At 62.5% G+C, this 25309-nt stretch carries 25 protein-coding genes and 1 pseudogene; 9 read left to right on the top strand and 17 right to left on the bottom strand.

Annotated elements, in window-relative coordinates; all coding sequences use genetic code 11:
- Window positions 1-4 precede the first annotated feature (4 nt).
- The 4 genes and pseudogenes from NKI21_RS26180 to NKI21_RS26165 form a co-directional block, all read right to left on the bottom strand.
- Window positions 5-853, bottom strand: a complete 849-nt coding sequence (locus NKI21_RS26180; RefSeq protein WP_502895153.1) for a metal ABC transporter permease — start codon at window positions 851-853, stop codon at window positions 5-7.
- Window positions 853-1713: a metal ABC transporter permease gene (locus tag NKI21_RS26175; protein ID WP_127267054.1), complete on the bottom strand. Its 861-nt coding sequence runs from the start codon at window positions 1711-1713 to the stop codon at window positions 853-855. Before NKI21_RS26175 ends, NKI21_RS26180 begins: the two co-directional genes overlap by 1 nt.
- Window positions 1710-2569: pseudogene (locus NKI21_RS26170) on the bottom strand (manganese/iron ABC transporter ATP-binding protein). Before NKI21_RS26170 ends, NKI21_RS26175 begins: the two are co-directional and overlap by 4 nt.
- A 77-nt stretch (window positions 2570-2646) precedes the next feature.
- Complete coding sequence (locus tag NKI21_RS26165; RefSeq protein ID WP_502896775.1) at window positions 2647-3561, bottom strand: metal ABC transporter substrate-binding protein; 915 nt, start codon at window positions 3559-3561, stop codon at window positions 2647-2649.
- Window positions 3562-3738: 177 nt separating this feature from the next.
- Between NKI21_RS26165 and NKI21_RS26160 the strand changes: the two genes are divergently transcribed.
- Window positions 3739-4167 (top strand): Fur family transcriptional regulator, encoded by a 429-nt coding sequence (locus NKI21_RS26160; RefSeq protein WP_023813521.1) that lies wholly within the window; start codon window positions 3739-3741, stop codon window positions 4165-4167.
- Between the two features lie 64 nt (window positions 4168-4231).
- Here the strand turns inward: NKI21_RS26160 and NKI21_RS26155 are convergent, their stop codons facing one another.
- From NKI21_RS26155 to NKI21_RS26130, 6 genes are read right to left on the bottom strand one after another with little or no spacing between them, the layout of a single operon-like run.
- Window positions 4232-5167, bottom strand: coding sequence for a phosphatidate cytidylyltransferase (locus NKI21_RS26155; RefSeq protein WP_352442479.1), 936 nt, complete (start codon window positions 5165-5167; stop codon window positions 4232-4234).
- Window positions 5167-5829: a lysophospholipid acyltransferase family protein gene (locus NKI21_RS26150; protein WP_127289051.1), complete on the bottom strand. Its 663-nt coding sequence runs from the start codon at window positions 5827-5829 to the stop codon at window positions 5167-5169. The genes NKI21_RS26155 and NKI21_RS26150 overlap by 1 nt, the downstream gene beginning before the upstream one ends.
- The gene (locus NKI21_RS26145) at window positions 5826-6269 is read right to left on the bottom strand and encodes a hypothetical protein (RefSeq protein ID WP_352442478.1); all 444 of its coding nucleotides are present in this window, start codon (window positions 6267-6269) and stop codon (window positions 5826-5828) included. The genes NKI21_RS26150 and NKI21_RS26145 overlap by 4 nt, the downstream gene beginning before the upstream one ends.
- 4 nt (window positions 6270-6273) lie before the next feature.
- On the bottom strand, window positions 6274-7590 hold the full coding sequence (locus tag NKI21_RS26140) for a phosphatase PAP2/dual specificity phosphatase family protein (protein WP_352442477.1): 1317 nt from the start codon (window positions 7588-7590) through the stop codon (window positions 6274-6276).
- A gap of 5 nt (window positions 7591-7595) precedes the next feature.
- Window positions 7596-9380, bottom strand: a complete 1785-nt coding sequence (locus NKI21_RS26135; RefSeq protein WP_502896774.1) for a bifunctional alpha/beta hydrolase/class I SAM-dependent methyltransferase — start codon at window positions 9378-9380, stop codon at window positions 7596-7598.
- A gap of 39 nt (window positions 9381-9419) precedes the next feature.
- Window positions 9420-10028 carry a CDP-alcohol phosphatidyltransferase family protein gene (locus tag NKI21_RS26130; RefSeq protein ID WP_023813526.1) on the bottom strand — a complete coding sequence of 203 codons (609 nt, stop codon included), beginning with the start codon at window positions 10026-10028 and terminating at the stop codon, window positions 9420-9422.
- 213 nt (window positions 10029-10241) lie between these two features.
- Between NKI21_RS26130 and NKI21_RS26125 the strand changes: the two genes are divergently transcribed.
- From NKI21_RS26125 to NKI21_RS26115, 3 genes are all read left to right on the top strand, one after another.
- Window positions 10242-10721 carry a MarR family winged helix-turn-helix transcriptional regulator gene (locus tag NKI21_RS26125; RefSeq protein WP_023813527.1) on the top strand — a complete coding sequence of 160 codons (480 nt, stop codon included), beginning with the start codon at window positions 10242-10244 and terminating at the stop codon, window positions 10719-10721.
- Window positions 10718-11899: an HlyD family secretion protein gene (locus tag NKI21_RS26120; protein WP_352442475.1), complete on the top strand. Its 1182-nt coding sequence runs from the start codon at window positions 10718-10720 to the stop codon at window positions 11897-11899. Before NKI21_RS26125 ends, NKI21_RS26120 begins: the two co-directional genes overlap by 4 nt.
- Before the next feature lie 301 nt (window positions 11900-12200).
- Complete coding sequence (locus NKI21_RS26115) at window positions 12201-13733, top strand: DHA2 family efflux MFS transporter permease subunit (RefSeq protein ID WP_023813528.1); 1533 nt, start codon at window positions 12201-12203, stop codon at window positions 13731-13733.
- A 9-nt stretch (window positions 13734-13742) separates the two neighbouring features.
- Here NKI21_RS26115 and NKI21_RS26110 read toward each other — a convergent pair whose 3' ends face one another.
- Both NKI21_RS26110 and NKI21_RS26105 read right to left on the bottom strand, forming a co-directional pair.
- Complete coding sequence (locus NKI21_RS26110; protein ID WP_352442473.1) at window positions 13743-14252, bottom strand: CAP domain-containing protein; 510 nt, start codon at window positions 14250-14252, stop codon at window positions 13743-13745.
- Between the two features lie 59 nt (window positions 14253-14311).
- Complete coding sequence (locus NKI21_RS26105; RefSeq protein ID WP_352442472.1) at window positions 14312-14668, bottom strand: winged helix-turn-helix transcriptional regulator; 357 nt, start codon at window positions 14666-14668, stop codon at window positions 14312-14314.
- Window positions 14669-14774: 106 nt separating this feature from the next.
- Here NKI21_RS26105 and NKI21_RS26100 point away from each other — a divergent pair, with 106 nt between their 5' ends.
- Window positions 14775-15491: a glutathione S-transferase family protein gene (locus tag NKI21_RS26100; protein WP_352442471.1), complete on the top strand. Its 717-nt coding sequence runs from the start codon at window positions 14775-14777 to the stop codon at window positions 15489-15491.
- A 134-nt stretch (window positions 15492-15625) separates the two neighbouring features.
- On the opposite strand, the gene NKI21_RS26095 is transcribed toward NKI21_RS26100, so the two are convergent.
- Window positions 15626-16849, bottom strand: coding sequence for a TadE/TadG family type IV pilus assembly protein (locus tag NKI21_RS26095; protein WP_128304793.1), 1224 nt, complete (start codon window positions 16847-16849; stop codon window positions 15626-15628).
- 300 nt (window positions 16850-17149) lie between these two features.
- Here NKI21_RS26095 and NKI21_RS26090 point away from each other — a divergent pair, with 300 nt between their 5' ends.
- Entirely contained in the window at window positions 17150-17974 is an 825-nt protein-coding gene (locus NKI21_RS26090; RefSeq protein WP_023813533.1) for a DUF2189 domain-containing protein, read from the top strand.
- Window positions 17975-18022: 48 nt separating this feature from the next.
- On the opposite strand, the gene NKI21_RS26085 is transcribed toward NKI21_RS26090, so the two are convergent.
- Window positions 18023-18772: a CTP synthase C-terminal region-related (seleno)protein gene (locus NKI21_RS26085; protein WP_023813534.1), complete on the bottom strand. Its 750-nt coding sequence runs from the start codon at window positions 18770-18772 to the stop codon at window positions 18023-18025.
- An 81-nt stretch (window positions 18773-18853) separates the two neighbouring features.
- Here NKI21_RS26085 and NKI21_RS26080 point away from each other — a divergent pair, with 81 nt between their 5' ends.
- Window positions 18854-19723 (top strand): LysR family transcriptional regulator, encoded by an 870-nt coding sequence (locus NKI21_RS26080; RefSeq protein ID WP_164892996.1) that lies wholly within the window; start codon window positions 18854-18856, stop codon window positions 19721-19723.
- A 39-nt stretch (window positions 19724-19762) separates the two neighbouring features.
- On the opposite strand, the gene NKI21_RS26075 is transcribed toward NKI21_RS26080, so the two are convergent.
- Complete coding sequence (locus tag NKI21_RS26075; protein WP_023813536.1) at window positions 19763-20395, bottom strand: LysE family translocator; 633 nt, start codon at window positions 20393-20395, stop codon at window positions 19763-19765.
- Window positions 20396-20526: 131 nt separating this feature from the next.
- Window positions 20527-22512, bottom strand: a complete 1986-nt coding sequence (locus tag NKI21_RS26070; protein ID WP_023813537.1) for a TadE/TadG family type IV pilus assembly protein — start codon at window positions 22510-22512, stop codon at window positions 20527-20529.
- 230 nt (window positions 22513-22742) lie between these two features.
- Between NKI21_RS26070 and NKI21_RS26065 the strand changes: the two genes are divergently transcribed.
- Together NKI21_RS26065 and NKI21_RS26060 are read left to right on the top strand one after the other, a co-directional pair.
- On the top strand, window positions 22743-23603 hold the full coding sequence (locus tag NKI21_RS26065; RefSeq protein ID WP_023813538.1) for a TIGR01459 family HAD-type hydrolase: 861 nt from the start codon (window positions 22743-22745) through the stop codon (window positions 23601-23603).
- Window positions 23604-23609: 6 nt separating this feature from the next.
- A complete protein-coding gene (locus NKI21_RS26060) occupies window positions 23610-24590 on the top strand; it encodes a bifunctional riboflavin kinase/FAD synthetase (RefSeq protein WP_023813539.1) in 981 nt (326 codons plus the stop codon).
- An 18-nt stretch (window positions 24591-24608) separates the two neighbouring features.
- Here NKI21_RS26060 and NKI21_RS26055 read toward each other — a convergent pair whose 3' ends face one another.
- Complete coding sequence (locus tag NKI21_RS26055) at window positions 24609-25163, bottom strand: HdeD family acid-resistance protein (protein WP_023813540.1); 555 nt, start codon at window positions 25161-25163, stop codon at window positions 24609-24611.
- Between the last annotated feature and the right edge of the window lie 146 nt (window positions 25164-25309).

Here is a 25309-nt window from a genome sequence, read left to right as displayed (position 1 = left end):
GCGATTACTCTCCCGAAATGCCCAGTTGCACCCGTTGCTTTGGGCGCTTCGACTGGAACAGGGCAAGCAAAAAAACGCCGGCCTGAACGACGACGATCGTCGGGCCGGTGGCTGCGTCGATGTGATAGCTGAGGATCGTTCCCACGACGCTCGACCCGATGGCGGCCGCGGCGGCAATGGCGAGCATGCGCTCAAAGCTCTTCGTCAAAAGAAAGCCGATCGCTCCCGGCGCGATCAGCATGGCGATGACAAGGATGATCCCGACAGCCTTCAGCGAGGCCACGATGGTCAACGCGAGCAGCGTCAGCAGCCCGAAATGCAGCAGGTTGACGGGCAGGCCGATCGCGCGCGCATGGGCCGGATCGAAACAATAAAGCAGCAGATCCTTGCGTTTTGCCAGAACGATGAGGATCGCCGGCACGACGATGACCGCCGCCTCGATCACGTCGCGCCACTGGACGCCGAGCATGTTGCCGAACAGGATATGATTGAGATGCTGGTCGGTCTCGACTTTGACGAACAGCACCAGGCCAAACGCGAACATGCCTGAGAAGACGATGCCCATGACTGCGTCCTCCTTGATCCGGCTGTGCTGCTTGAGGTAGCCCGTCGCCAGCGCGCAGCCAAGTCCTGCCACGAAGGCGCCGAAGGCAAGCGGGATCCCGGCGATATAGGCGAGCACGATACCCGGAAGCACGGCATGCGAAACGGCGTCGCCCATCAGCGACCAGCCCTTCAGGACGAGATAGCAGGACAACACTGCGCAAATGGCGCCGACCAGAACGGCGACGGCGAGACCGCGACGCATGAATTCGTGACTGAGCGGTTCGGCGATCCAGGACCAGATCGTCATCATGACGCGACCTGCGATGCGGCACGTGCCGCCCGGCGTGCGGCGAGCCGCCCATGTTTGGGTGCGAAGACGAAGGCAGTCAGAAAGACCACGGTCTGCAGCACCACGATCAGTCCGCCAGTCGCGCCATCGAGAAAGAAGCTGAGATAGGCGCCAACCGCGCTCGTCGCCGCGCCGATCGCCATCGCGAGCAGGATCATGACGCCGAACCGATCGGTAAGCAGGTAGGCGGTGGCGCCAGGCGTTACCACCATCGCGATCACGAGGATCGCGCCGACGGTCTGGAGCGCGGCGACGATGCAGGCGCTGAGCAGCACGAAGAACAGGACCCGCAGCCGCCACGGATTCAGGCCGACGCCGCGCGCATGGTTCTCGTCGAAGAACACCAGCATCATATCCTTCCATCGAAGCCCCAGTACAGCCAGCGAAACCGCTGCGATGAGGATGACCTGGGTTACATCCTCGTCGGAGATTGCGAGGATGTTGCCGAGTACGATGGACTGGATGTTTACGGAGGTCGGACTGATCGACGCAATCAGCAGCCCGCCAGCGAACAGCGTTGTAAAGACAAGGCCGATCACGGCGTCCTCGCGAAGTTGCGTCACGCGCCGCACCAAGGTGATGCCGAGTGCGGCGATGAGGCCGGAGGCGAATGCGCCGGCGGCATAGGGAAGGGCCAGCATGTAGGCGGCCGCAACGCCCGGCACCACCGAGTGGGCAAGCGCGTCGCCCATCAGGGCCCAGCCCTTTAGTATGAGATAGCAGGACAGGAACGCGCAGACCATGCCGACCAGGGCGCTGACCCAGATGGCCTTGGCCATGTAGTTGTAGGTGAAGGGTTCCAGCAGGATGTCGATCACGGGGCTGGCGATCCGCTGTCGGGCTTCATCATCTTCTCTTGATCCCGCTCGCCGTAAAGCACCAGAGGACGCTCGTCATCGGTCAGCACGGTCAGGTGGCGAGCGTCGGGGTCGTCATGAAGATCGGCGCCGCCGAGGCGCAGATGCCTCAGCACGCCGCCAAAAGCTTTCGCAACATTGGCTTGCGTAAACGTTGTCTCTGTTGGTCCGAAGGCCAGCACCGTCTTGTTGAAGATGACGACATGGTCGCAGAAATTGACTATGCTGCGAGATTGTGCGTCGACACCAACATCAGCTTGCCGTCGTCGCGCATCGACCGAAGGAGATCGATGATCGCTGCTTCGGTCTGAACGTCGACGCCGGTGAACGGCTCGTCGAGCAGGATGATTTCGCCGCCCTGCGCCAGAGCGCGCGCCAGGAACACACGCTTCTTCTGGCCGCCGCTCAGTTCGCCGATCTGGCGCTTGCGAAAATCGGTCATGCCGACCCGTTCCAGTGCCGCGTCGACCGCCATGCGATCGGCTCTGCCTGGGATACGCAGAAAATTCATGTGGCCGTAGCGGCCCATCATGACGACATCTTCCACCAGCACCGGAAAGTTCCAGTCGACATCCTCGCTCTGCGGCACATACGCGACTAGGCCGCGCTTCAGCGCTGCGTGGACGGGCAATCCGGCGATAAGCACTGTTCCGGTCGACGGCGTCAGGAAGCCCATCAGCGCCTTGAACAGCGTCGATTTGCCGGAGCCGTTGACGCCGACCAGCGCGCAGATGGTGGAGGCGCCGAGCCTGAAAGAGGCGGAGTGTACGGCCGTGACCCCGCTTGAATAGCTGACGGTGACGTCGTCCACGTCGATGGAGGCAACGACCCGGCCGCTACCGGTCGATGTTCGATCATGGCTGCTGTCCGGAGCGAGCGCGGTGCGAACCCCGGTCACCCGCCGAACCCCTGGACGATCGTCTCGACGGTGGTTTCGAGAAGCTTCAGATAGGTCGGAACCAGGCCGTCTTCCTCGCTCAGCGAATCGACGTAGAGAACGCCTCCATAGGTGGCTCCGGTTTCGCGCGCGACTTGCTTGGCCGCCTTGTCGGAAATGGTGCTTTCGCTGAACACCACCGGAATCTTGTTCTCGCGCACCAGGTCGATCAGCTTGCGCGCCTGTTGCGGGGTGCCTTGCTGGTCGGCGTTGATCGGCCACAGATAGGCTTCGCGCAGGTCGAAGTCGCGTGCCAGGTAGCTGAAAGCGCCTTCGCTTGTAACCAGCCAGCGTTGGTCCGTTGGGATCGCCGACAGGCGCTTGCGCATGGGCTCGTCGATTGCCTTGATCTTTTCCGAATAGGCGGCGGCATTGGCGGCATAGACCGGGGCGTTTGCCGGATCCGCCTTGGACAGCGCCTTGCGGATGTTCTCGACATAGATGAGGGCGTTCTTCGGCGACATCCACGCATGCGGATTGGGCTTGCCTTCGTAAGGTCCCTCCTTGATCCCCATCGGCTCTATGCCCTCCGTGACGACGGCACTCGGCACGTTCTTCACGTTGTCGAAGAATTTCTCGAACCAGCGTTCGAGGTTCATGCCGTTCCAGAGCACGAGGTCGGCCGATTGCGCCCTCACCACGTCGAGCGGCGTCGGCTGATAATCGTGGATTTCAGCGCCGGGCTTGGTCACCGACTCTACGATTGCCGCGGTCCCGGCCACGTTTTGCGCGATATCCTGGATGATCGTGAACGTCGTCACGACGCGCAGAACCTTCCCTGCCGAAGGCTGAGTCTCCTGTGCCATGACCGGAACGAGGCTCGCCATCGTCGCAAAACCGATGGCCACAAGGCCGCCAAGCGCCCGCAGCATCGTCCTGCGGGTTGGGGAAGCAGAAACAGTCATCGGATGCCTTTCGACTGGAGTTGATCGTCGCCCATGCGCTGCTCACGTCATGCTAATGCAAGTGATTTGCATCTGATATTGCAGTTGCAACTGATTTGCAAGTAGCTAATTGCAGTCGCGTGGCAACGCGGCTAAGTATGACGGATGAAAGCGGACAACGACCTTTTCGAGCGATTCCGGAGCAATTTGAAAGCCGCCGGTGTCCGGATGACCGAACAACGCAAGGTGATCTTGCGGCTGCTGGCGGATGCGCACGACCATCCGGACGCGAACGAATTGTATTCTCGTGCCCACCAGATCGACGGCAGCATTTCCTTGTCGACCGTCTACCGGACGTTGCGGCTCCTGGAGGAGAAAGGCGCCATCCAGCGTCATGCCTTCGACGAGGGCCGCGCCCGGTTCGAAAACGCGGACCGTGAACATCACGACCATCTCATCGACCTCGACACCGGTCAGGTGATCGAGTTCCGTTCCGACAAAATCGAGAAACTGCAGGCCGAGATAGCGTCGGAGCTTGGCTTCGAAATCGTCCGCCACAAGCTGGAACTGTATGTCAGGAAACGCGCTAAATAGCGTGGTTTCTGGTCGTCACCATGCTCATCCGCAACCGCTTTGAGCGCGGCAACAGATCGCCGGATCACACGGTCCAGAAATAGCGCACGATGTGGAAGAACACCGGGGCGGCGAAGACCAGGCTGTCGGTGCGGTCCATCATGCCGCCATGGCCTTCGATCAGATGACCCCAGTCCTTGACGCCCTGGTCGCGCTTGATGGCCGAGGCGACCAGCCCGCCGAGGAATCCCATCGAGCAGGCGACGAAGGCCACGGCTGCCGCCTGCTGCGGCGAAAACGGAGTCACGAACGACAACAGCGCGCCGAGCAGGCTCGCCGACACCAGTCCGCCGATCAGGCCTTCCCAGGTTTTCGACGGCGAGACGTTCGGCGAGAAACGGTGTTTTCCAAACAGCTTGCCGAAGATGTACTGCAGCACGTCGCTGCCTTGCACGACGATGATCAGGAAGGCGATCAGCAGCAGGGTGCGGCCTTCGAAGCCCGGCACCTCGAGTGTCAGCAGGGCAGGGACATGGCTGACGCAATAGACCGAGATCATCACCGCCCATTGCTGCGCGGCGATCCGCTCGAGGAAGCGTTCGGTGTCGCCATGCAGCGCCGTTATGGCCGGCATCAGCAGGAAGCAATAGACCGGAATGAAGATGACGAAGAGACCGTACCAGGCGGTCCACACCAGCCAGTATTGAAACGGGATGATGATGCCGAACATGCCAAGCAGCACCCAATGGTCGCTGCGGCGGGTGTGCGTCAGCGTCACGAATTCGCGCAGCGCGGCGAAGGAGATCAGAGCGAACAGAATGGTCATTCCGTAACGCCCGAAGAAGAAGGCGACCGTCATCAGCGCCACCATCACCCACCAGGCGTTGATGCGCTGGGTGAGATTGACCAGCGTCGAACTGAGCGGCTTCGGCGCTCGCGCCGAAAGTAGGGTGGCGACGATGCTGGCGGTGGTCAAAACCGCCAGCAGGCCGATGATCAGGATGGAGATTTCGTGGCGCATCAATCGTCTCGCTCGGGACGCGGGTTGAGCGCCAGAAGCGCGGCGTGGGCGCGTTCGAGGAAGGCGCGGCGTTCTTCGCCCGGACCGATCGCCACCGGCGCGCCGAAGACGACGCGGCACAGCAGCGGCACCGGCAGGAACTGGCCCTTGGGCAGCACGCGCGACATGTTCTCGATCCAGCACGGGATCAGCTCGACCTCAGGCCGCGCCGTCGACAGATTGTAGAGCCCGGAGCGGAATGCCAGCAGCGGCTCTTCGGTCATGTTGCGTGTGCCTTCGGGAAACAGGATCAGCGAGTGCCCCTGGTCGAGAACCGACAGCATGATCTCGATCGGATTTTCCTCAGGTCTCGTCCACTGCCGGTTGATCAGCACCGACGACAGCATGTCCTGCGCGATGAAGCGGCGCAGCCGCGACTTCCCCCAATATTCGCCTGCGGCAACAGCATGGGTGATCGCGCGCTCCCTTTCGCTGAGGCAGGCCGACAAAAGGATGAAGTCGCCATGGCTGGTGTGGTTGGCGAAATAGATGCGCTGGCGGTCGGAGGGCAGGCTGCCGTTCCAGATCGGCCGCACCCCGGTTACCATCCGGGCCAGCGCCGACAGGCCGACGGAGGTTACCGTCTGCAGCAAGGTGAAGGTCTTGAGCGAAAGCCTGTTCATCGCGGCGCCCAAAACCCTGCCGCCAGAAGTGCTGCGGCAAACAGAGCCAGGGCGGCACGCTGCTTGAGCAGCAGACGACGCGTGCCGGCCATGCGGTCATCAAGCGAACGTGTCGCGGACGGGGCCGTTTTCAGGCGCATGCGCGCCAGCATGTCGTCCACTGCGGCACCGCCGGAAGCTTCGTCATCATGGCTGGCCATGATCCGGAACAGCAGCGCGTCAAACGCCAGCAGTGTCGACAGCATCAGCACCGCCACCGCGCTCGCGGCGGTGATCGACAAAGCAACGGCCGCGGGCAAGTTTTCGAAAGCGCCGCGCGTCGAGGCAGCCAGCGGCGCAAGGATATTCGCGGCCACCACGATTGCGGCCGGCCACTCTGCCTGCCGCATCAGCATGCCGGCGAAGCGGTCGGTGCGGTCCTGATAGGCATTGCCGGTCATGACGCTACCGGATCCGTGGCTCTGCAAGATGAACCGGCCGGCCGAGGGCCGCGAGCATCTCGCGGGCGAGCGTCGACGTTTTGGCCCTGCCGGTCACCACCAGCCATTCGGCGACGACGCCGGCGCTGCGCTGGAAGCCGAGCGCGCAGCACACCAGCACGGTGCCATCCCGGCGCGCGCTTTCCAGCGCGCCGGCTGCCTGTTGCTGTACCGACACGGGCGGCGGCAACAGGTCGATCATCGGAAAGCTGATCCAGCGGCAATCGGCTGCCGCCGGTCTTTCGAGTTCGGCGGCGAGGTCGATGACCGTGCCGAAGCTGTTGGCTTCGCGTGTAGTGGGAAAGCGCCCGAGAAAGACGCCGTCGGCAATCGCCACTTGAGGAGCGAGATTGCGCGTCCAGGCCCATATGTTTGCCCTGGCGCCGAGGCGGTAAGGCAAGAGCAGGACACGGCTTGCGAGCGTGATGCTGCCATCGACGGATTTCTGGAACACTTTTTCGCCTGCCCCTGCATAGGCGAGGGCGACGATGGCCAGCGCCAGCGCCGGCCAAAGCAGGAACAGCGCGACAGCGCAAACGAATGCACCGAGCGCGACGCCCGCCAGCGCGAGCACGGCGCCCAGCGCATAGAACCGCGCCAGCCGCCGCGCTTGCACATCGCTGGTTAGCCGGAAGCCTGAAAACGGCAACGCGCCGCTGCGCGGAAACAGCCACAACGCAAAGAGCCCGAGCAGCGCGCCGGTCGGGATGTCGATGAAATGATGCTGCCAGGTCGTCAGCACCGAGGCGCCGATCAGGAAGCACCAGCCGTGCCAGAGCGCCAGGAGAAAACCGCCGAGCCGACGGCGCCAATGATCCCAGATGATCACCAGAAGGGCGATGTGCAGCGAGGGCGCCTGGTTGAACGGCTTGTCGAAACCGCCGAGCACGGCAAACAGGAAGCCGGGCAGGCCGGTCGTCGCCGGTCGCACGAATGTCGCGGTCAGCGGGAACAGGATGAAGCAGGCAACGGCGACGATTTGCGCGGTGAGATAACGCCCGGCCAGGCGGTCCACCCCTTGCCTGTCGTTGTTGAGCAGCAGCGACAGGCCGTAGAACAGGTTGATCGACCAATAGGGCACGATGGTCCAGGCGACGAACGGGATGCCGTGCTCCCACGAGAACACGATGCTGCCGACATCGTCGCGCCGCGAGGCCAGCCAGTTGGCGAAGCCGTAGCTGAGATAGAAGAACGGCGCCAGCAAGGCCAGCCAGAGCGCCGCCCTGACGACCACCCGTCCATAAGGCTCGGCGCGCGCGGTGGGTGCAGGCGATGAGACCATGCTGTTCAGCGGCGCCGCGCGACCGAGACGGTGAAGATGCCCCATTGGTCGATGCGCTGGTCGAGCTTTTCGAAACCGGCGGCTTCGACGAGCTGGTCCATCTCGCCTTGCGTACGACGCCGCATGACCCATGCCTCGCCGCCGCGATGCGAGGTCAGGCTGCGTGCGATCATCTCGAGCTGCGGATGCCAGGGCTGGTTGGTGTAGAGCAGCAGGCTGCCCGGCTGCATGGCGCTGGCCAAACCACCAAGCGAGCGGGCGATCATCGCATTGTCGGAGAACAGCTCGTAGAGGCCGGAAACGATGGCGAGGTCGGGGGCCGGATCGACGTTGGCGAGCATGTCGGCATCGAAGGCATCGGCGCGCTGGAACGAGACATCAGCCGGCAATTGCCGCTCAGCGATCAGCTTGCGGCCAAGCTGCACGTTGAGGTCGGAATAATCCTGCAGGCGAACGCTCGCTGGCTGGTCGGGGCTCTTCGCGATGGCATCGAGAACATAGCGGCCATGGCCGGCGGCGATGTCGAGAATGTGCGCCGGCCGACCAGCGGCCTTGAGCGTCGCCAGGCAAGAGCCGATGAGCTCTTCGAGATGCAGCTTGCGCTGGCGGATGCCGCGCCAGCCGATGGCTTCCAGGAAAATGCGGTCGACGACGCGGCCAAGAGGTGTAAGACCCCGCGCGTCGTTCTCGTAGACGTAATCCAGCGTCGAGCCGGAATCGAAGCCGGTGGCGATGCCGGTCTTCATGCCCTGCGAGACCCAGGCGCCCATGCGGATGGAGGCACGGCTGAATGCCCAATAGAGACCTTTGGGCGACAACAGATCGAGCGGCGAGGCAAGCCTGTCGGCCTCGTCGCGGGTGTAGCCCGCAATATCCGCCTGCTTCAGGTCGACCGGCGCGTCCGGTGCCGCGAACTGCCTGGCCAGGAACGGCCGGATCAGCTCGAGGGCCTGCGCCCGGTCGCGTTCGCCCAGCGTGTCGTGAAAGAAGCCCGGCAGCACATGGCGTTCCTTGGCGCGGCTGCCGAGATTGACGAAGAACTCGTGCTGCGGGCCGTGGCGCACCACCCAGTCGCTGCCCGAAAGCAGAAGCTGGGTCGGCACGCGGATGGCGCGGGCGTCAGCGACGATGCGTGCGGCATGCTGGTAGAGTTCGACCAGGATGTTGGAAGCGATCGGCCGCGTGATCAGCGGATCGCTCTCGAAGGAGGCGATGCGCACGGGATCATGGGTCAGGAATTTCGCCTTGACGTAGGAATTGACGAAAAAGCGGCCCTTGATCTTCTGCCAGAGTGCGATGCCTTCCTTGGCGAAGGGCACGTAGAGTTTCACCGAGAAGGCCGGTGAGGCCAGCACCATGGCGCGCAACTTCGGCGCATAGTCATGCACCCAGGCGGCGGCAAGCACAGCGCCGAAGGATTGCGCGATCAGCGCGATATCCCCAGTGGCGAAGCCATCCCTGGCGGCAATCTCGCGCATGAAGCAGTCGATGTCGCGCACCAGGGCCGAGAAGGAAGGGGCATAGCCGCGCTCGCCGGACGAACGGCCATTGCCGCGGGCATCCCAGGCATAGAAGGCGTGGTCCGGCATCCGCAATTCGTCGACGAGATGGGCCATGCGGCCGCCATGCTCGTGGCCGCGATGGAACAGCACCACCGCGCCTTTGGCATCGGCCGAAGCCGCAGGCCAGAATCGGTAGAAGATCTCCGCCCCGTCATGGCTGCGGAAGACCCGCTCCTGCGCTTGCCGCGCAAAGCTTTGCGTGGCCGCGGCGGCGATCGGTTCGTGCATCATGGTCTTTCCCTCTGGCGGCATGGCGAGCCTCGATGCTCAGCTGGCGCTGCCAATAAGGCCGGCGCGTATCCGGTTTATGGCGGTCAGCAGCGAAAGCGTTGCCATGGCCGGAAACACAAACGGTGCTATCGATGCCGGCCAGAGCCCGGCGGCGCACAGCACGGCGACCACACCGAGCGCCAGCGCTCTGTCGCTCTTGCCGAATGGCCCGGCATAGTTGCGTCCGATCTTGGCGGCGATGCCGAGCACGCCGGCGAATTCGGTCAGCACGGCCGATATCGCGAAGGCGACGACGCCCCATGCGCCAAATTCCGGAAAGACGGCAAAAGGAAGAATCAGTGCGAGGTCCGAAACGACGTCGCACAACTCGTTCAGATACATGCCGAGCGTCGACGCCTGCCCATGTTCCCGTGCCAGCATGCCATCCACGGCATTCAGCGCCATGCGCACGAACATCACCACGGGGATAAGCAACAGCAGCCAGCGCCATTCGTGCAGGATCGCGATGGCCGCGCCGGCGGTTATCGACATCACGGCCGCCAGGATGGTTATGCTGTTTGCGGTGACCCCGATTGCCGCCAGCCGATTGACCAGCGGCCGCAGCCGTCCCTGGAAGGCCGGCTTGAGAGCGTAGAGCGTCGGCATTTTCGTGATCCCCCGATCCTGACCAACGGCTGTACATCAATATGTCAGACCCGACCAGCATGACGTGGCGGAGCGGCGAAGCCGGCTGGCATGGCGACAGGCGCTCACCAATCGGTAACCATGCCTGCATCGCATGACTGTCGTGCATATCTGCCGGCTTCTTATGCAACGCGGCATCTTGAATAGTGAGCACGCTTATTATATATCCCGCTCATGGTTTCCGATGGCATCGACAGATTGGGCTTCTTGATTCACGACGTGCAGCGCCTGATGCGCAAGCGCTTCGAGGCGAGGGCCAGTGGCTTGGGGCTTTCTTCGGCGCAATGGCGGCTTCTGGTCCGCGTTGCCAAGGAAGACGGCGTCGCGCAGGCACGGCTGGCCGAACTTCTCGAAATCGAGCCGATCAGCGTTTCGCGCCTGGTCGACCGCATGGAGGAGGGAGGCTGGATCGAGCGTCGTGCCGACGCCGCCGATCGTCGCGTCCGCATGATCTTCCTGACGCCCAAGGCGAGCGACGCCTACGCCGTGATCAAGAGCATTGCCGGGGAAGTCTATGAGGAATCGCTGGTCGGCGTGAAGCCGGAAGCCCGTCGCGTCCTCGTCGAAGGGCTCGAGGCGATGGTCCGCAACCTGACCGACGACGAGACGCCGTCCATTGAAAAAGTGAAGAATACAGAAGGCGCAGCAGCATGAACGCGGTAGCCAAGATAGACAAGAACACGACCGAACTGGAGATGGAAGCGCCGGCGCAGCCGGCCGCGGCCCCGGTGGCGGTTGCTCCCCCAGTGCAGCCGGCCCCGGCGCCGGTGAAGAAAAAGCGCCGGCTGGGCCGCTTCCTGCTGATGGTCGCGCTGCCCGCGGCACTCGCTGTCGGGGGCGGCTACGTCTGGGTCACCGGCGGCCGCTACCAGGAGACCGAGAACGCCAACCTGCAGCAGGCCAAGGTGTCGATCGCTTCCGACACGGCAGGCCGCATCGTCAAGGTCGACATCTTCGATAACCAGCTGGTCAAACAGGATGACGAGCTGTTTGCCATCGACCCCGAGCCATACCGGATCGCGCTGGCGCAGGCCGACGCGGCGGTGGCGGGCGCGCGTCTCAATGTCGAGCAGCTGCGCGCGGCCTATGGCCAGTCGATGGCTCAGCAGAAGTCCGATGCCAGCCAGGTCGTCTTCGCCCAGTCGCAGTTCGACCGCGCCGCCGATCTTGCCCAGAAGGGCATCAACGCCAAATCGTCGCTGGACGAGGCCAAGAACGATCTCGACAAGGCCAAGCAGCAGCTGGCCGTTGCCGAGCAAGGCATCATCAGCGCCAAGGCAGCCCTTGGCGGCAATCCCGACATCGAGACCGACAAGCACCCGACCGTGATGGCCGCGCTCGCCGCGCGCGACAAGGCGGCCTACGACCTGGCGCAGACCACGGTCAAGGCGCCGGCGGACGGCATCGTCAGCCAGGCCTCGTCGTTCAAGGTCGGCCAGTATGTCGGTTCCGGCACGCCGCTGTTTTCGCTGGTCGAGACCGGCGACACCTGGATCGATGCCAATTTCAAGGAAACGCAGCTCACCCACATGAAGCCCGGCCAGAAGGCCGAGATCGTGGTCGACACCTATCCAGGGCGCACCTTCGAGGCGACGGTCAAGGCGATCGGCGCCGGCACGGGAGCCGAGTTCTCGCTGCTGCCAGCCCAGAATGCCACCGGCAACTGGGTCAAGGTCACGCAGCGCATCCCGGTTCGTCTCGAATTGACCGATGCGGACGCCAAGATGGCGTTGCGCACCGGCATGAGCGCCACCGTTACCGTCGACACCGGCGTGGCGCGTGGCCTGCCTTCGATCTTCGGTCACGCCACGGCTGGCGAGGCCGCGCAGTAACGTCAGAATGCCGCAGGACCAGCGGCGGAGGTGAATAGCAGGATTGGTCTGATGGGAGGAGCTGGAGGATCAGCGTTTGGGCGCGCCGCGTAGCGGCCTGGCCGAAATCTGAAATCTCCGACGCGGACCCGTCGGTCCTCATGTTTCCGGGCGGCAGGCATCCGCTCATCAGAGACTTTCAGTCGATGTAACCCCCACATCGACAATCGCGTCCCACCGCGACGAGGGTCTCTCAACGGAAGGCGTTGCCGCCCGGAAACCCCTTGTACACGTTTTTGTTACCTGCTGGAAGTTTCATGCCATGAGCACGCCCGAACCCTTCAAAGAAGTGCCGCATCGCGGCCTGATCACGGTCGCGCTCATGCTGGCGACGATCATGCAGGCGCTCGACACGACGATCGCCAACGTCGCGCTGCCGACCATGACCGGCGATCTCGGCGCCTCACCCGACAACATCAACTGGGTGCTGACCTCCTACATCGTTGCCGCCGCCATCATGACGCCGGTCACCGGCTGGCTGGCCGATCGCTTCGGCCGCAAGGAACTGTTCCTGGGGGCGGTTGTCGGTTTCACCGTGTTTTCGATGCTGTGCGGTATCGCCTGGAGCCTGGAGAGCATAGTGTTCTTCCGGCTGATGCAAGGCGTGTTCGGCGCCGCCATCGTGCCACTGTCGCAAACCTTCCTGCTCGACATCAACCCCAGGGAGCGCCACGGCCAGGCAATGGCCATCTGGGGCGCTGGCATCATGCTGGGGCCAATCCTGGGTCCGACGCTCGGCGGCTGGCTGACCGAAAATTTCAACTGGCGCTGGGTGTTCTTCATCAACCTGCCGGTCGGCATCATCGCCTTCCTCGGTATGGCCGCCTATCTGCCGGCGGTTGCCCGGCGAGTGCGCAGCTTCGATTTCTTCGGCTTCGCCATGTTATCGCTCGGTGTCGGTGCGCTGCAGTTGCTGCTTGACCGCGGCGGCGAGGTCGACTGGTTTTCCTCGGTCGAGATCTGGATCGAGCTTGCTCTTTCGATCACCGGATTCTGGGTGTTCATCATCCACACGCTGACGGCGGAACGTCCTTTCATCGATCCCAAGATCTTCCTCGACCGCAATTTCGTGACCGGGCTGGCATTCATCTTCGTCATGGGCGTGCTGATCCTGGCCTCGATGTCGCTGCTGCCGCCGATGCTGTCGACCATCTTCGGCTATCCGACCGTCACCATCGGTGTCGTGTTGGGGCCGCGCGGTGTCGGCACCATGATTTCGATGCTTGTCGTCGGGCGGCTCATGAGCAGGATCGACGCCAGGATTCTTGTCGTCATCGGCTTTCTGCTCACGGCGCAATCGCTCTACACCATGTCCAGCTTCACGCCACAGATGGACAATTGGCTGATCCTCAGCTCCGGCGTCATCCAGGGCCTGGGGATGGGAATGGTGTTCGTGCCGCTGTCGACCGTCGCCTTCGCCACGCTTGACGTGCGCTTCCGCACCGATGCCACGGCTTTGTTCAGCCTGGTGCGCAATCTTGGCTCATCCATCGGCGTGTCGGTCGTGACGGTTCTGATGGTGCGCAACACGCAGGTCAACCACACCGAGCTTTCGGCCTTCATCAACCCGTTCAATCCGAATCTGTGGGCGGTCTCTCCAGCCGCCGCGAGCGGCGATCCTATGGCGCTCTCACAGGTCGATCGCATGGTCAATCTCCAGGCGATGATGATCTCCTACGTCAACGACTTCAAAATGCTCATGGTGATGACGCTGCTTGCCATTCCGTTTGTTTTCCTGCTGCGCAAGCCGAAGCAGGCGCCTGCCGGCGGCGCGCCGGCAGCGCATATGGACTAGCTTTCCATCCTATTTTCCGAGCACCAGGCTCCAGTAACGGAGCTTGCTGTCGCCGCCGTCGCGCACATAGGCAAGGCCGAAGCGGGTGAAGCGCGGGTCGAGCATGTTGCGGCGATGGCGGGGCGAATGCACCCAGATGTCGAACAGCTTCTCAAGATCGAAACGGCCCTCGGCGATGTTCTCCGCCGCGGCACCGGAAATTCGATTGTCCCTGACGCGCGAGGCGAAATCCTTGCCCCAGCCGGTGGTGTGGCTCATGCGGCGGCGCTGCGCCATGTAGCCGGCCTGCTGCAGGGCGGCCTGTTCGAGCTGCCGGTCGGGGACCATCGGCGCCAGCCCGGCCGAGGCGCGGATACTGGCCAGCGTGCCGGTGGCGGAGGAGGAGACCCCGGCGCCTTCGCCGGTTGGCAGTGAAACAGTGCTGCAGGCGGCGAGTCCCGCTAGGGCGGCGAGGCCGGTCAACACCATGCGCCTGTTCAGATTCGGCATCGGGTAGGTTTCGATTTTCGCTATGGTCATGCCCCTGAGATAACGTCGATCATGGCTTTTGCCGGGCAGGGCGGCGAAAATCGAAGATGTTAGGCGGCAGTATCGAGATCTGCGTCCGAGGAACCGCGCATCCGGTCGTCTTCCGTATGCACCCACCACGAGCCCAGCGCGTCGATGAGCGGTACAAGCTTGCGGCCAGGGGCCGTGAGGTCATAGTCGACCCGCAGCGGATAGCCCGAGCGGGCCGTTCGCCTCACGATACCGGCGTCCTCGAGCTTGCGCAGTTCCAGAGCCAGAATGCGGTGCGACACGGTGGGGTTGTCGCGTCTCAGGTCACTGAACCGCTTGGTCCCGTCCTTCAGATAATAGAGCAGCAGCGTGGGCCAGCGGCCGCTGAGCACGCGCATGGTCTCTTCGATCGGGCAGCGTGAGACGACGTCTTTCATGGGCGGATCCTGGTTACAGAATTGTGCGTAATTTACATGGGACGACCAGCGTTTAGGGTCAAGTTTCGCTGCGCGGCGTGATCTCCTCAATCACGGAAGAAAACAAATGGAACCTATCCTGCTTTATGGCTTCCCGGCGGGAAGCTCGATGGGGCTCGTCGCTGCCTTCGAACGCGTCGGGCAACCCTATCGCCTGTGCCGCGTCGACATGCTCACCGAGATGAAAAACGATGCCTATGCCAGCATCAACGACCGTCAGGAAACGCCGGTGCTGATCACCGACGAAGGCCGGGTGCTCACCGAGACAATGGCCATCGCCGCATGGCTCGAAGCCCGCGACACACAGCGTCGCATCAGCTTCGAACCGCGCACGCCGCAAGCCGACCGCATGCACCAGTTGATGGCCTTCGTGAACACCGGTTTCACCGCCGCCTTCAGCCCGCTCTGGGTGGCATTGGAAATGGCGGCGGATGAACCCGCGCTGAAGGCGACCTTGCGGGAGTTCGGCCGCAAGGCCGTTGCGGAACGTCATGATCGGCTCGAGGCGATGATCGCCGGTACGGATTTCCTGGTCGGCGACGGGCTGACTCTTGCCGATACCACGCTGATCGGCGTGGCACGCTGGGCGGAATTTCACCAGGCGATCGACGGCGCTGCCTATCCCAAGCTGGCCGGATTGCGCCTTCGCATCGAAGCCGATCCGGCCGTGCGTTATGCCCTGGCTGTCGAGGATGGCGAACAACCCGCCGGTTCTGGCGCCTGCCTTGGCCACGTCCCCCTGACTGAGGTGATCGATCGCTTCGCTGCACCGGCGCAATCGTAGCGATACCCCATTTTCAACCAGGATGTGCCTTTGTGAGAGGCACTGATCTGCCGGAGTGCGGTCGCCGCACTCCGGCATTGTTAAACGCGACCGCCATTTTTCTCAACGCGACCGCTTGGGCCGCCTGTCGTTTCTCATTTCACCAGAGTGATCATCCGATCGGCATACATTGTGCGATTTCCAAGCGCCGCCGCGCAGTCCGACTTGACGGACGAGTTTCCGGTCATCTGTATCGTATTGCCGACAAGCCTGAGACAGTTGCCCTGGGCGCTCATATCAGAGTTGCCGGCGTAGGAAATGGGCGCGTCCGGCGCGTAGATAAAACCGCTGATCACGGAATTTGCGCCGCCATTCAATGTCAGAGCAGACGTGTTGCCGTGATCCTGAAAAATGGTGATACCGGCATAAGGGCCGCTGGTGGGCGGGGAAAGGTTCACCTTCTCATTGGCATTTATGTAGATCTGAGCGCTTTCCATGAGAAATATGGTCACGCCCTGGCCAGTCAGGCTGCCGTTTCCCCCTGGCTTTATGGTGGTGCCGCGCATGATGTAGACGCCCGGATTAAGCGTGATGTTTCCCGACAATGTCTTGTCGCAATAAGTGCCTGGCGACAGCGTGTAGGTTTTGCCGTTCGGGACCGGCAAACACAATGTGTAAGGGGGAGGAACGACGTCGGCCAGCGGATCAAAGGATGCGTACCGATGTTCGTGCGGCGTTCCGCAGGCGAGACTGGCGCTGGGTGGCAACAGCCCGCTGGTGCCGCCGACAGTTGAGACACAGCCCGCTGAAACCAGGGCGGAGCCGCCCCTGTTCACGGAATCGGGGGCGTCCGAGTTCGCCGCGATCACACAATTGTCCATCGAGACGTTGGTCGAGCCCTGCAGGTTCACGGCGGCGGACGCATGCGGATCGAGCGCCAGCACGCAGGCCTGCGCGCCAGGTTTTATCTTGACCGAGGCCGAGCGGTAGGCCTGCCAGGGGGCCGAGGCGCTGATGAAGCTTGGGCGGCTTATGCTGGACGACAGCGAGATAAAGTAGGCGCTTGGGCTGCCGCTTGCCGTTGCCGCGAAAGCGGAGACGCTGCCCAGATATTCCTGCTGGTCGGCCACGCTCATATTGGCGGCGAAGAATTGCAGCCCAAGCTGCTGGACATCGCCGGCCGCCATATCGGGAGAGAACTTCGTGCCGATGGCGAGCCCCGCCGCGTCAAGCGAGTTCTGTAGTTGCGAGGCGTCATGGCTCGTGCCGATCAGATCAACGGCGCCGGCCAAACCAATCATTATCGGCAGCATCCCGATGGCGGTCGTTATGGCAAAGTTGCCACGCTCCGAAGACCAAAAGCCTTTCAATGCGAACATAGTTCCTCGCCGAACTTCGTAAAGCTCAGGTGATACGCCAAAGATCCCTACGAGCAATTTAAGTAAATGCTAAAATGCGTAAATGCTAAAATGCAGCACAATGATTGGTCAAAATGAAGGACCGCCAAGGTACGCCATATGAGAGGCCATACGGAGAGTTGAACACTACGAGGAGTTGCTCCCCAGGCAATTGACGCGGCGACAATCGCCGCCAACTCTGCTATCGTGCCTCTCGTTCTTGAAGTGGCAGCTCTGGCGGCCATCCTGGCGGTGACCGCCCCGACACACGGGAGGAAGGTTATGGCCGGCTTTCATGTCATGGCGGACGCACGTGGAATGCATGTGCAGCCAACGGTGCGCCGCATCACCACGTCGGACCTTTGGGATGCGCTGCGCCTCGGCGTCGAGGATTTCTGGGCAAAACCTTCGCACTATGTGTTCCTGTGCTTGATCTATCCCATCGTCGGCCTGATCCTGACGCAGTGGACGTCCGGGGCCAACGCCATCCAGCTCATCTATCCCCTGATGTCGGGTTTCGCGCTGGTCGGGCCCTTTGCGGCGCTCGGCCTTTACGAGATCAGCCGCCGGCGCGAACTCGGCATGAACACCTCCTGGCGGCACGCGTTTGATGTGCGGCGCTCGTCCGCGGTTCCGTCGATCGCCGTCATCGGGATCATGCTGGTGGCGCTGTTCCTGTTATGGCTCTACACCGCGCAATCGATCTACACCGGCCTGTTCGGCGACCAGCCGCCGGCCTCGATCGGTGGCTTCATCCGCGACGTGCTGACCACCAGCAAGGGCTGGACGCTGATCCTTGCCGGCAATGCCGCGGGCTTTGTCTTTGCCGTAATCGTGCTGGCCACCACCGTGGTTGCCTTCCCGCTGCTGCTCGACCGTGACGTCGGCGCCGTTTCGGCGATCGAGACCTCGGCCCGGGCGGTAATGGCCAACCCGCTGCAGATGGCGCTGTGGGGCTTGCTGGTCGCCGTGCTTCTGGTGATCGGTTCCATCCCGCTGTTTGCCGGGCTAGCCGTCGTCATGCCGGTGCTCGGCCATGCCACCTGGCATCTCTACCGCAAGGTGGTCGAGCCCGAGCGGGCGCAGCAGACAAGGCGGCCGATGTAGGGTGCGCTGTCGCTAACTTCTTGCAATCACTCAACGACGATAGGCCGTTCAGCGATTGAGCTGGGAAACATCACCGCCCCAAAACGCGGCGCGCGGTCTTGACCGGGCGCTTTCCAGGAAGGCGACAATGATTGGATGCGGGTGCTGCTTTGTCGACGTCAGCTGCGGCACGAAGAGCGTGGCAAGGTAGAATGGGTGGGATGGCAGCAGGAGGACGCGAGCCTCGCCATTCGAATCCCTGCCGACAATGTGAAAGCCGCCGGCGTCCAGTTCTTTCTGGTAGGCTGGATTGATGCCGAAGTTGCAATAGTAGCGCTCTTTCGTGTTCGTTTGTCCATAAATCCGCGCTGCCCGGCTCCCTCGCGTCAGAAATACGTCCATGGTTTGCCCAACGAGTGAACAGGTCAGCTGTGTGACGAACAGGGTGGAAGCATAGGGATCGTATTCCGCATGCTCGGCGTCCTGGAAACCCAGCACGTTGCGGGCATATTCGACGACCATATGCTGGCAACCGCCGCAGGTTCCCAAAGCAGGAATTTCGTTTTCCCTGGCATGCCGGATGGCATTCAGAGCGCCATTCATGCTCCTGTACGGGCTGCCTGGAGCGATCCAGATCGCATCAAAAGGTGCCAGCTTGTCGCTGACCCCGGTGATCAGTTCTTCGGTCGAAATCCACTGGTGTTCGTACTGGATACCGAGCGTGGACCCGGCATGATCCAGCGCTTCGTCCATCTTGGCGTGTGGTTCGAAAGATGGCGTGTATTCACCGATCAGCGCCAATGCGAGTCGTTGTGTCATGAGAGCTCCTATGAATTGAAGTGAGCTTCCAGATGCGTTATCGGAGATGCATAAGTAAAATGCATTCGGATGATATCTATCATGACTATCACTAATATCACTCTCGCTCAGCTGCGGGTCCTGACCATGATTGTCGAAGACGCGAGCTTTTCGACGGCCGCTACGCGGATCGGCATGACGCAGTCGGGCGCAAGCCAGGCGATGAGAAGCCTTGAAGGCGTTCTTGGAGTGAAGCTTCTGGTTCGCGGCAAGAACGGGGTGTTTCCGACGGAAATTGGACAAGCAGTGCTTCAGGATGCGCGAGAGGCCGTTCTGGCCATCGAGCGAATCCAGCAAAGGAGCGCCGCAGCTTCAGGCGCTCAGACCGGGCGGTTGCGCATTGGAAGCGTGGCAAGCGCGGTAGAGCGTTTGCTGCCGCAAATACTTGCCCGCTTCCAGCGGCTTTTCCCCGGCGTCGAACTGGTTTTGCTGGAAGGAACCGATCATGAGGTTCTGGAATGGGTTGAAACAGCAGTCGTTGACGTCGGCCTGACCTCCGAACAATCAGCCGAAACTGTCGGGGATGTAGTCCTGGAGGATGATTTCGTCTTTCTTGCTGCTTGCGACCACCCGCTAGCAGCGACGGCGCGCGTCAAATTGTGCGACCTGGCCGACGAGAATTTCATCATGTCGGGCTCTGGTTGCGAGCCGGTCATCCGTCAGCTCTTCGCATCCGTGAACATCTCGCCTAAGGTTGTCCTTACGGTTCGCGATACGGCTGCCCTGGTGGAAATGGTGTCGCAGGGGATCGGTGTGACACTGATGCCTGAGCTTTCCACTCCGGAAGGAGACGCTCGCGTGTGTCGAATTCCCATTGTTCCTTGTGTTCAGAGGCGGCTGCTCGTTGTCAGTCTTGCAAGGGCCAATCGTTCGCCAGCCGCGGAGAAATTCGTGCAGCTGCTGGCGCCCTGACGTTTCTAGCTCAGCTCGCGATCATCGTCCAAGGCGAATTCAGCGCTGCGCCTCTGTCGCCATCTTCAGCGCAAGTGCCGCCAGCACGGTGCCCATCATCCAGCGCTGGATGACCAGCCACAAAGGCCGTCCGGCGAGAAAGGTGGCGATCGAGCCGGCCGTCACCGCGATGACGGCATTGACGCTGAGACTGATCGAAATCTGCGTCGCGCCGAGCACCAGTAGCTGCGACAGGACGTGGCCTTTGCCGGGGCTGATGAACTGCGGCAACAGCGACAGATAGAGCACGGCCACCTTCGGATTGAGCAGATTCGTCATCAGGCCCATGGCGAAAAGCTTGCGCGGCCTGTCCCTCGGCAATTCGCGCACTTCGAACGGCGAGCGTCCGCCCGGCTTCACCGCCTGCCAGGCCAGCCACAGGAGATAGAGCACGCCGGCAAAGCGCAGCGCGTCATAGGCGTAGGGCACGGCGAGCAGCAGCGCGGTGATGCCGAACGCCGCCGCCAGCACATAGAAGACAAAGCCGAGTGCCACGCCGCCAAGCGAGATGAGCCCCGCCTTCGGCCCCTGCGACAGGGAACGCGAGATCAGATAGATCATGTTGGGGCCAGGCGTCAGCACCATGCCGAGGCAGACCAGCGCGAAGGCGAGATGATTGGCCGTTTCGGGCATCTGTTCTTCCCCAGCGCGCCGCGAATGGATGCACGATCCGGCAGGCGGCCAACATGTGCCTGTCCCGGCAGGCGCGCGCAAGTGCATGGCGGCGCCAGCCGTTGTTCCAGCTAGCCGCCGGTGCCTACGGATCAGCCGACGACGCGCAGGTTCGACAGTTCGTTGCCGATTTCCTTGAAATCGTTCGACAAGCTGGCGCCGGTGGCGTTCCAGAACAGTTTTGCCGGCTTGCTCGCGTCCGTTGGATCCTTGCGGAAGCGCGAGTTCGACGAGCAGGATTTCAGCGCCTCGATCGCCTGCTGGTCGGCGATTTTAGTCGTCGACAGATCGAGCGCCACAGTCATCACCATGATGTTGGCTGCCTTGGCGTTGTTGCAAAGCGTCGCCATCTGCTCGTTGAGCGCGTTGGTATAATTGCCGTTAGAATAATCGAATTGGCCAATGGTGCTCGATGTGCCCATGAACAGGCGGCCCACCGACGTGCCGTTGTAGCCGGGTTTGAGATAGCCGAAGGACGCATAGGTCGACTTCGAATCGGCGGGGTCGGAATAGCCGAGCGAGGAAGGCGTGTAGTAGGTGTTGGCGCCGTCGGTCAGCACGATCACGACCTTGTCGTTGCCCCTCTCGGTTTCCGGGCGTCCTTGCGTGAAGGGCTCGCCGCTCGAAACCACGCGCCATCCCCAGGCGATGCCTTCGGGAACATTGGTGCCGCCATCGGGCTTCATCAGGTCGATCGCGGCCTTGATCGCCGTGAGCCCAGTGGCAACGCTGACATCGGTCAGCGGCGTGATCGGGTTGGTGGAGCAGCTGTAGTTCGGCCCGTTGCCGGCGGCCAGCGCCGGCGCATTGATCGGCCGCGGCTGGAAATATTTGGCCATGTTGCGCAACCGGGATTGGCCGGTGCTGCTTGTCGGGTCGTCATTCCACCAGCTGTTGATAGCGCCATAGGCCGTCGGCGCGGCCTCATCCGGATCCTGAGTGATCTTCCAATGGTTGCCGGGTTCGTCAGGGGCGAACATCGGCACGAACATCGTCGCCGGATCGCCAATCCCTATGCCGGTGTTCGCAGAGCCGCCGGAAGGCGCCGCGTCGTTGACATTGTAGGGATAGGGCCTGGCCTCGACGCAACCCTGCCAACTGGCGAACGGGCCATAGGAATCGATGTAGTCGTATTCGTCGTGGTCGCGTTTGCAGGTGTTGTTCGAGTTGTATTCGTCGCAAACCACGCGCTTGCTGTTGGTGACACGCTCATGGTTGGTGACGACCTTCATGTCTCGGTAGAGCGAAAACCGGGTCAGCATCTGGCCTTCGCCGGTACCCCATCCGGTGCCGCGCTTGTACCAGATACCGTTGGTCTGCTGGGCGTATTTGTCGACCGCGTTCAGCGTCGACCAGTCGAAATTCTCGTTCGATACCGGCGACAGTCCTTCGGTGTCCATCCAGGACGCGTTACCGTTGCCGGGTCCGACATTGACCGAGGCGGCAAACGGCACGAGGCCGAACTGCACCGGCCTGTCGACCTGCTTGATCATCGCCGCCTGCTGGGCCAGCGTGTCGACCAGCTGTTTGGCCGCGGTCTTGAGAAGGTCGATCCGCGTTTGCCCCGAGCCCGTTCCGGTCTTGGTCATCGACCCGGAATTGTCGAGCACCAGGGCGACTTCAAGAGTGTTCTTCAGCCGCACTTCCGAGGAGACGTTGAAGCTGATCTTCTGGTTGGCGTCGGTTTCGGATTTGCCGACGAGCTGACCGAAGACCGGATAGAAATAGGGCTTGTAGTCAAGCCGCGCGCTCATCTTGAGCAAGCCCCCGCCGGCGGTGTTGCTTGGCAAGGTGACGCTGAGCGTCGTGTTGGCAGGGTTGATCTTGTTGAGGTTGGCATTGAAGAAATCGAGCGCATAGGCTCTCAACTGGTCGTCGGTAGCACCTTCCGTCAGCCGGCGCGCCGTGGCGAAGTTTGCGGCATCGAGCGCATTCGAAACCGCCTGTTTTTCGCGGCTCATCTCGGTGAAGTCGACGGCCATCGCCAGGGCGCCCATGAGCGGAACCATCGCGACGACGGTCATAAGAGCATAGTTGCCGCGTTGGTCGCGGCAGAACTGACGCCAAAGTCCATGCATGTCTTGCAGCGGCCCCCGCCGGCGGATTCTCGATCAATGCCAGCTTTCCACAAAACGCTGAAGGCCGTGTTTGGGAAATCGCTCGATTGCCGGGGCAGCGCTTCACCAACCGCTAACCAATCGTGCCTGGCGAAAGCTGATGACAGGCCGGGGCGGTTCGGCTAATCCGAACCGGCTGCGGCGAACCGTCGGTCGCGGCGATCGCAACGATCATGACTGAAGGAAACGGCATGGCGGATTCGCCTGAAATCATCAGCTCGCTCGAAGACGTGTCGAAGGCCTATTCGGCAATCCTGTGCGACGTCTGGGGCGTGGTGCACAATGGTGAAACGCATTTCCCGGCGGCGGCCTCGGCATTGGCAAGGGCTCGAGAGGCGAAAATCCCCGTCGTCCTCATCACCAATTCGCCGCGCAGAAGTGCCGATGTCGTGGCGCAGATGAACGCGATCGGTGTTCCACCGTCAGCCTACGACCGGGTGGTTACCTCAGGCGACGTGACGCGGGATCTGATCGCCGAAGGGCCGCGCAAGATTTTCCATATCGGCGCCGACCGGGACTTCACCCTCTATGAAGGTCTCGACGTCGAGCTTGTCGAGGAGTTCGAGGCGTCCGGCATCGTCTGCACCGGCCTGTTCGACGACGAGGTCGAAAACCCCGAGGATTACACGGAGCTCCTGCGGCGGCTGCGCGCCCGGAACCTGCCTTTCATCTGCGCAAATCCCGACATCGTGGTCGAGCGCGGCGAACGCATCATATGGTGTGCCGGCGCGCTGGCGCGTGACTACGCCCAGCTCGGCGGCCGCACATTGATCGCTGGAAAACCTTACGCGCCGATCTACAATCTCGCGATGAAAGAGGTCGCCGAGATTCTTGGCCAGCCGGTCGAGCGCGGCCAGGTGCTGGCCATCGGCGACGGCATGATGACCGATGTGAAGGGCGCCGCCGACAATGGCTTCGATGTTCTTTATGTCTCCGGCGGCATCCATGCCCGCGACTATGGCGATGCCCTGTACCCGGACCCGGCAAGACTGGCGGCGTTCCTGGAAAAGCATGGCTATGGTCCGGTGGCCGTCATTCCCAGACTTCGGTAGGTGACGATGGCAGCCTTCCAACGCATCCTGGCAACCGCGCCGCTTCCCGCCGACCTGCGCGGCGGCGTGGTGGCGATCGGCAATTTCGATGGCGTCCATCGCGGCCATCAGGCGGTGCTCGAGCGGGCCTCTGCCGAGGCCGGACGGCGTGGAGTGCCGGCCCTGGTGCTGACATTCGAACCGCATCCGCGCAAGATCTTCAGGCCTGATATCCCGTTGTTCGTGCTGACGCCGCCGCCGATGAAGGCGAGGCTCCTGTCGCTGCTGGGCTTTGCCGCGCTGGTCGAACAGCCGTTCACGCGCGACTTCGCCTCGCTGTCGGCGGAAGCGTTCGTGACGGATGTGCTGGAAACGAACCTTGGCATTACCCACGCCGTGACCGGGTTCGATTTCCACTTCGGCAAGGATCGTCAAGGCGGCCCGGCCTACCTGATGGCGGCCGGCGAACGTCATGGCTTCGGCGTCACGCTCGTCGACGCCTTCCGGGACGAGGGCGCCGAGGTGGTGTCGTCCAGCCGCATCCGCGGATTGCTGGGCGAGGGCGAGGTGGCTGAAGCCGCCGGTCTGCTCGGCTACCGCTTCACCGTCGAAAGCGAGGTGGTCGGCGGACAGCAGCTTGGCCGCACCCTTGGCTTTCCAACCGCGAATATGAGGCTGTCGGCTGAAGCCGCACTCAAGGAGGGCATCTATGCCGTCCGCTTCCGCCGCGCCGACGGCACGCTTCACGACGGCGTCGCCAGCTTCGGCCGTCGCCCGACGGTCGACGACAATGGCGCGCCGCTGCTTGAAACCTTCGTCTTCGACTTCTCCGAAGACCTCTATGGCGAGGTCTGTCAGGTTTCCTTCTTCGGTTTCCTGCGCCCGGAGGTGAAGTTCGAAGGGCTCGATGCGCTGGTCGCGCAGATGAAGCGCGATGAAGCCGAGGCACGCGCGCTGCTTGCCGGCGTCAAGCCGCTCTCCGATCTCGACGCGGCCATGGCTTTTTGAGTCCAGGCGTGATCCCGGCTATTTTTTCAGCGCGAGGCCGACGGCGATGAAGGTCCAGCCCTGGAAGATCAGATCGATCGCAAGGAACAGACCGAGCACCCACAGGCTGTTGACCGGCCAGCCCATGGCGATGATCAGACCTGCAAGGGCGCTGATGACACCGGCGGCGACGATCCAGCCCCAGCCGCGTTCCGGCCGATGGCTGTAGCCGACCCAGGCCCTGAGCACCCCTGACGCGACCAGCGCGATCGCCAGCAGGAACGTCAGCACCGCCGAGGCAAGCAACGGATTGCCGAAAGCGAAGAAGCCGGCAACGGCGTACAGCAGTCCGCTGAGCAGCCAGTAGAAGAAGCGGCTCCAGGTCTTGACGCCGAACGCATGCACGATCTCGATGATGCCCGCCATCAGCATCAGCCATCCCACGACGTAGACGGAAGCCACCGTGGCGACGAACAGATTGGCAAAGGCAATGCCGCCGAAGATGAGCAGCAGCACACCGAGCGCGACAAACCATCCCCATTTTGTCCGTGTCTGTTCGATCGCGATTTTCAAGGCGTCGCCATGCAGGGTCATTGTCGCGGTCTCCATCGAGGGCTGCGGAATACTGCGAATGGAAGGTAATCCGGGCGCGGGCCAACGTCCAGTCGATGACCGGCAGCCGGATCGCGGCAAAGCGCGAGCGTATGTCTCGGGTTTAAATCAAATTTTACCAAACGGCC

The organism is Mesorhizobium sp. M0715 (assembly GCF_040320355.1).
In the GTDB taxonomy this organism is placed as follows: domain Bacteria; phylum Pseudomonadota; class Alphaproteobacteria; order Rhizobiales; family Rhizobiaceae; genus Mesorhizobium.
This window is presented reverse-complemented; position numbering and strand designations above follow the sequence as displayed.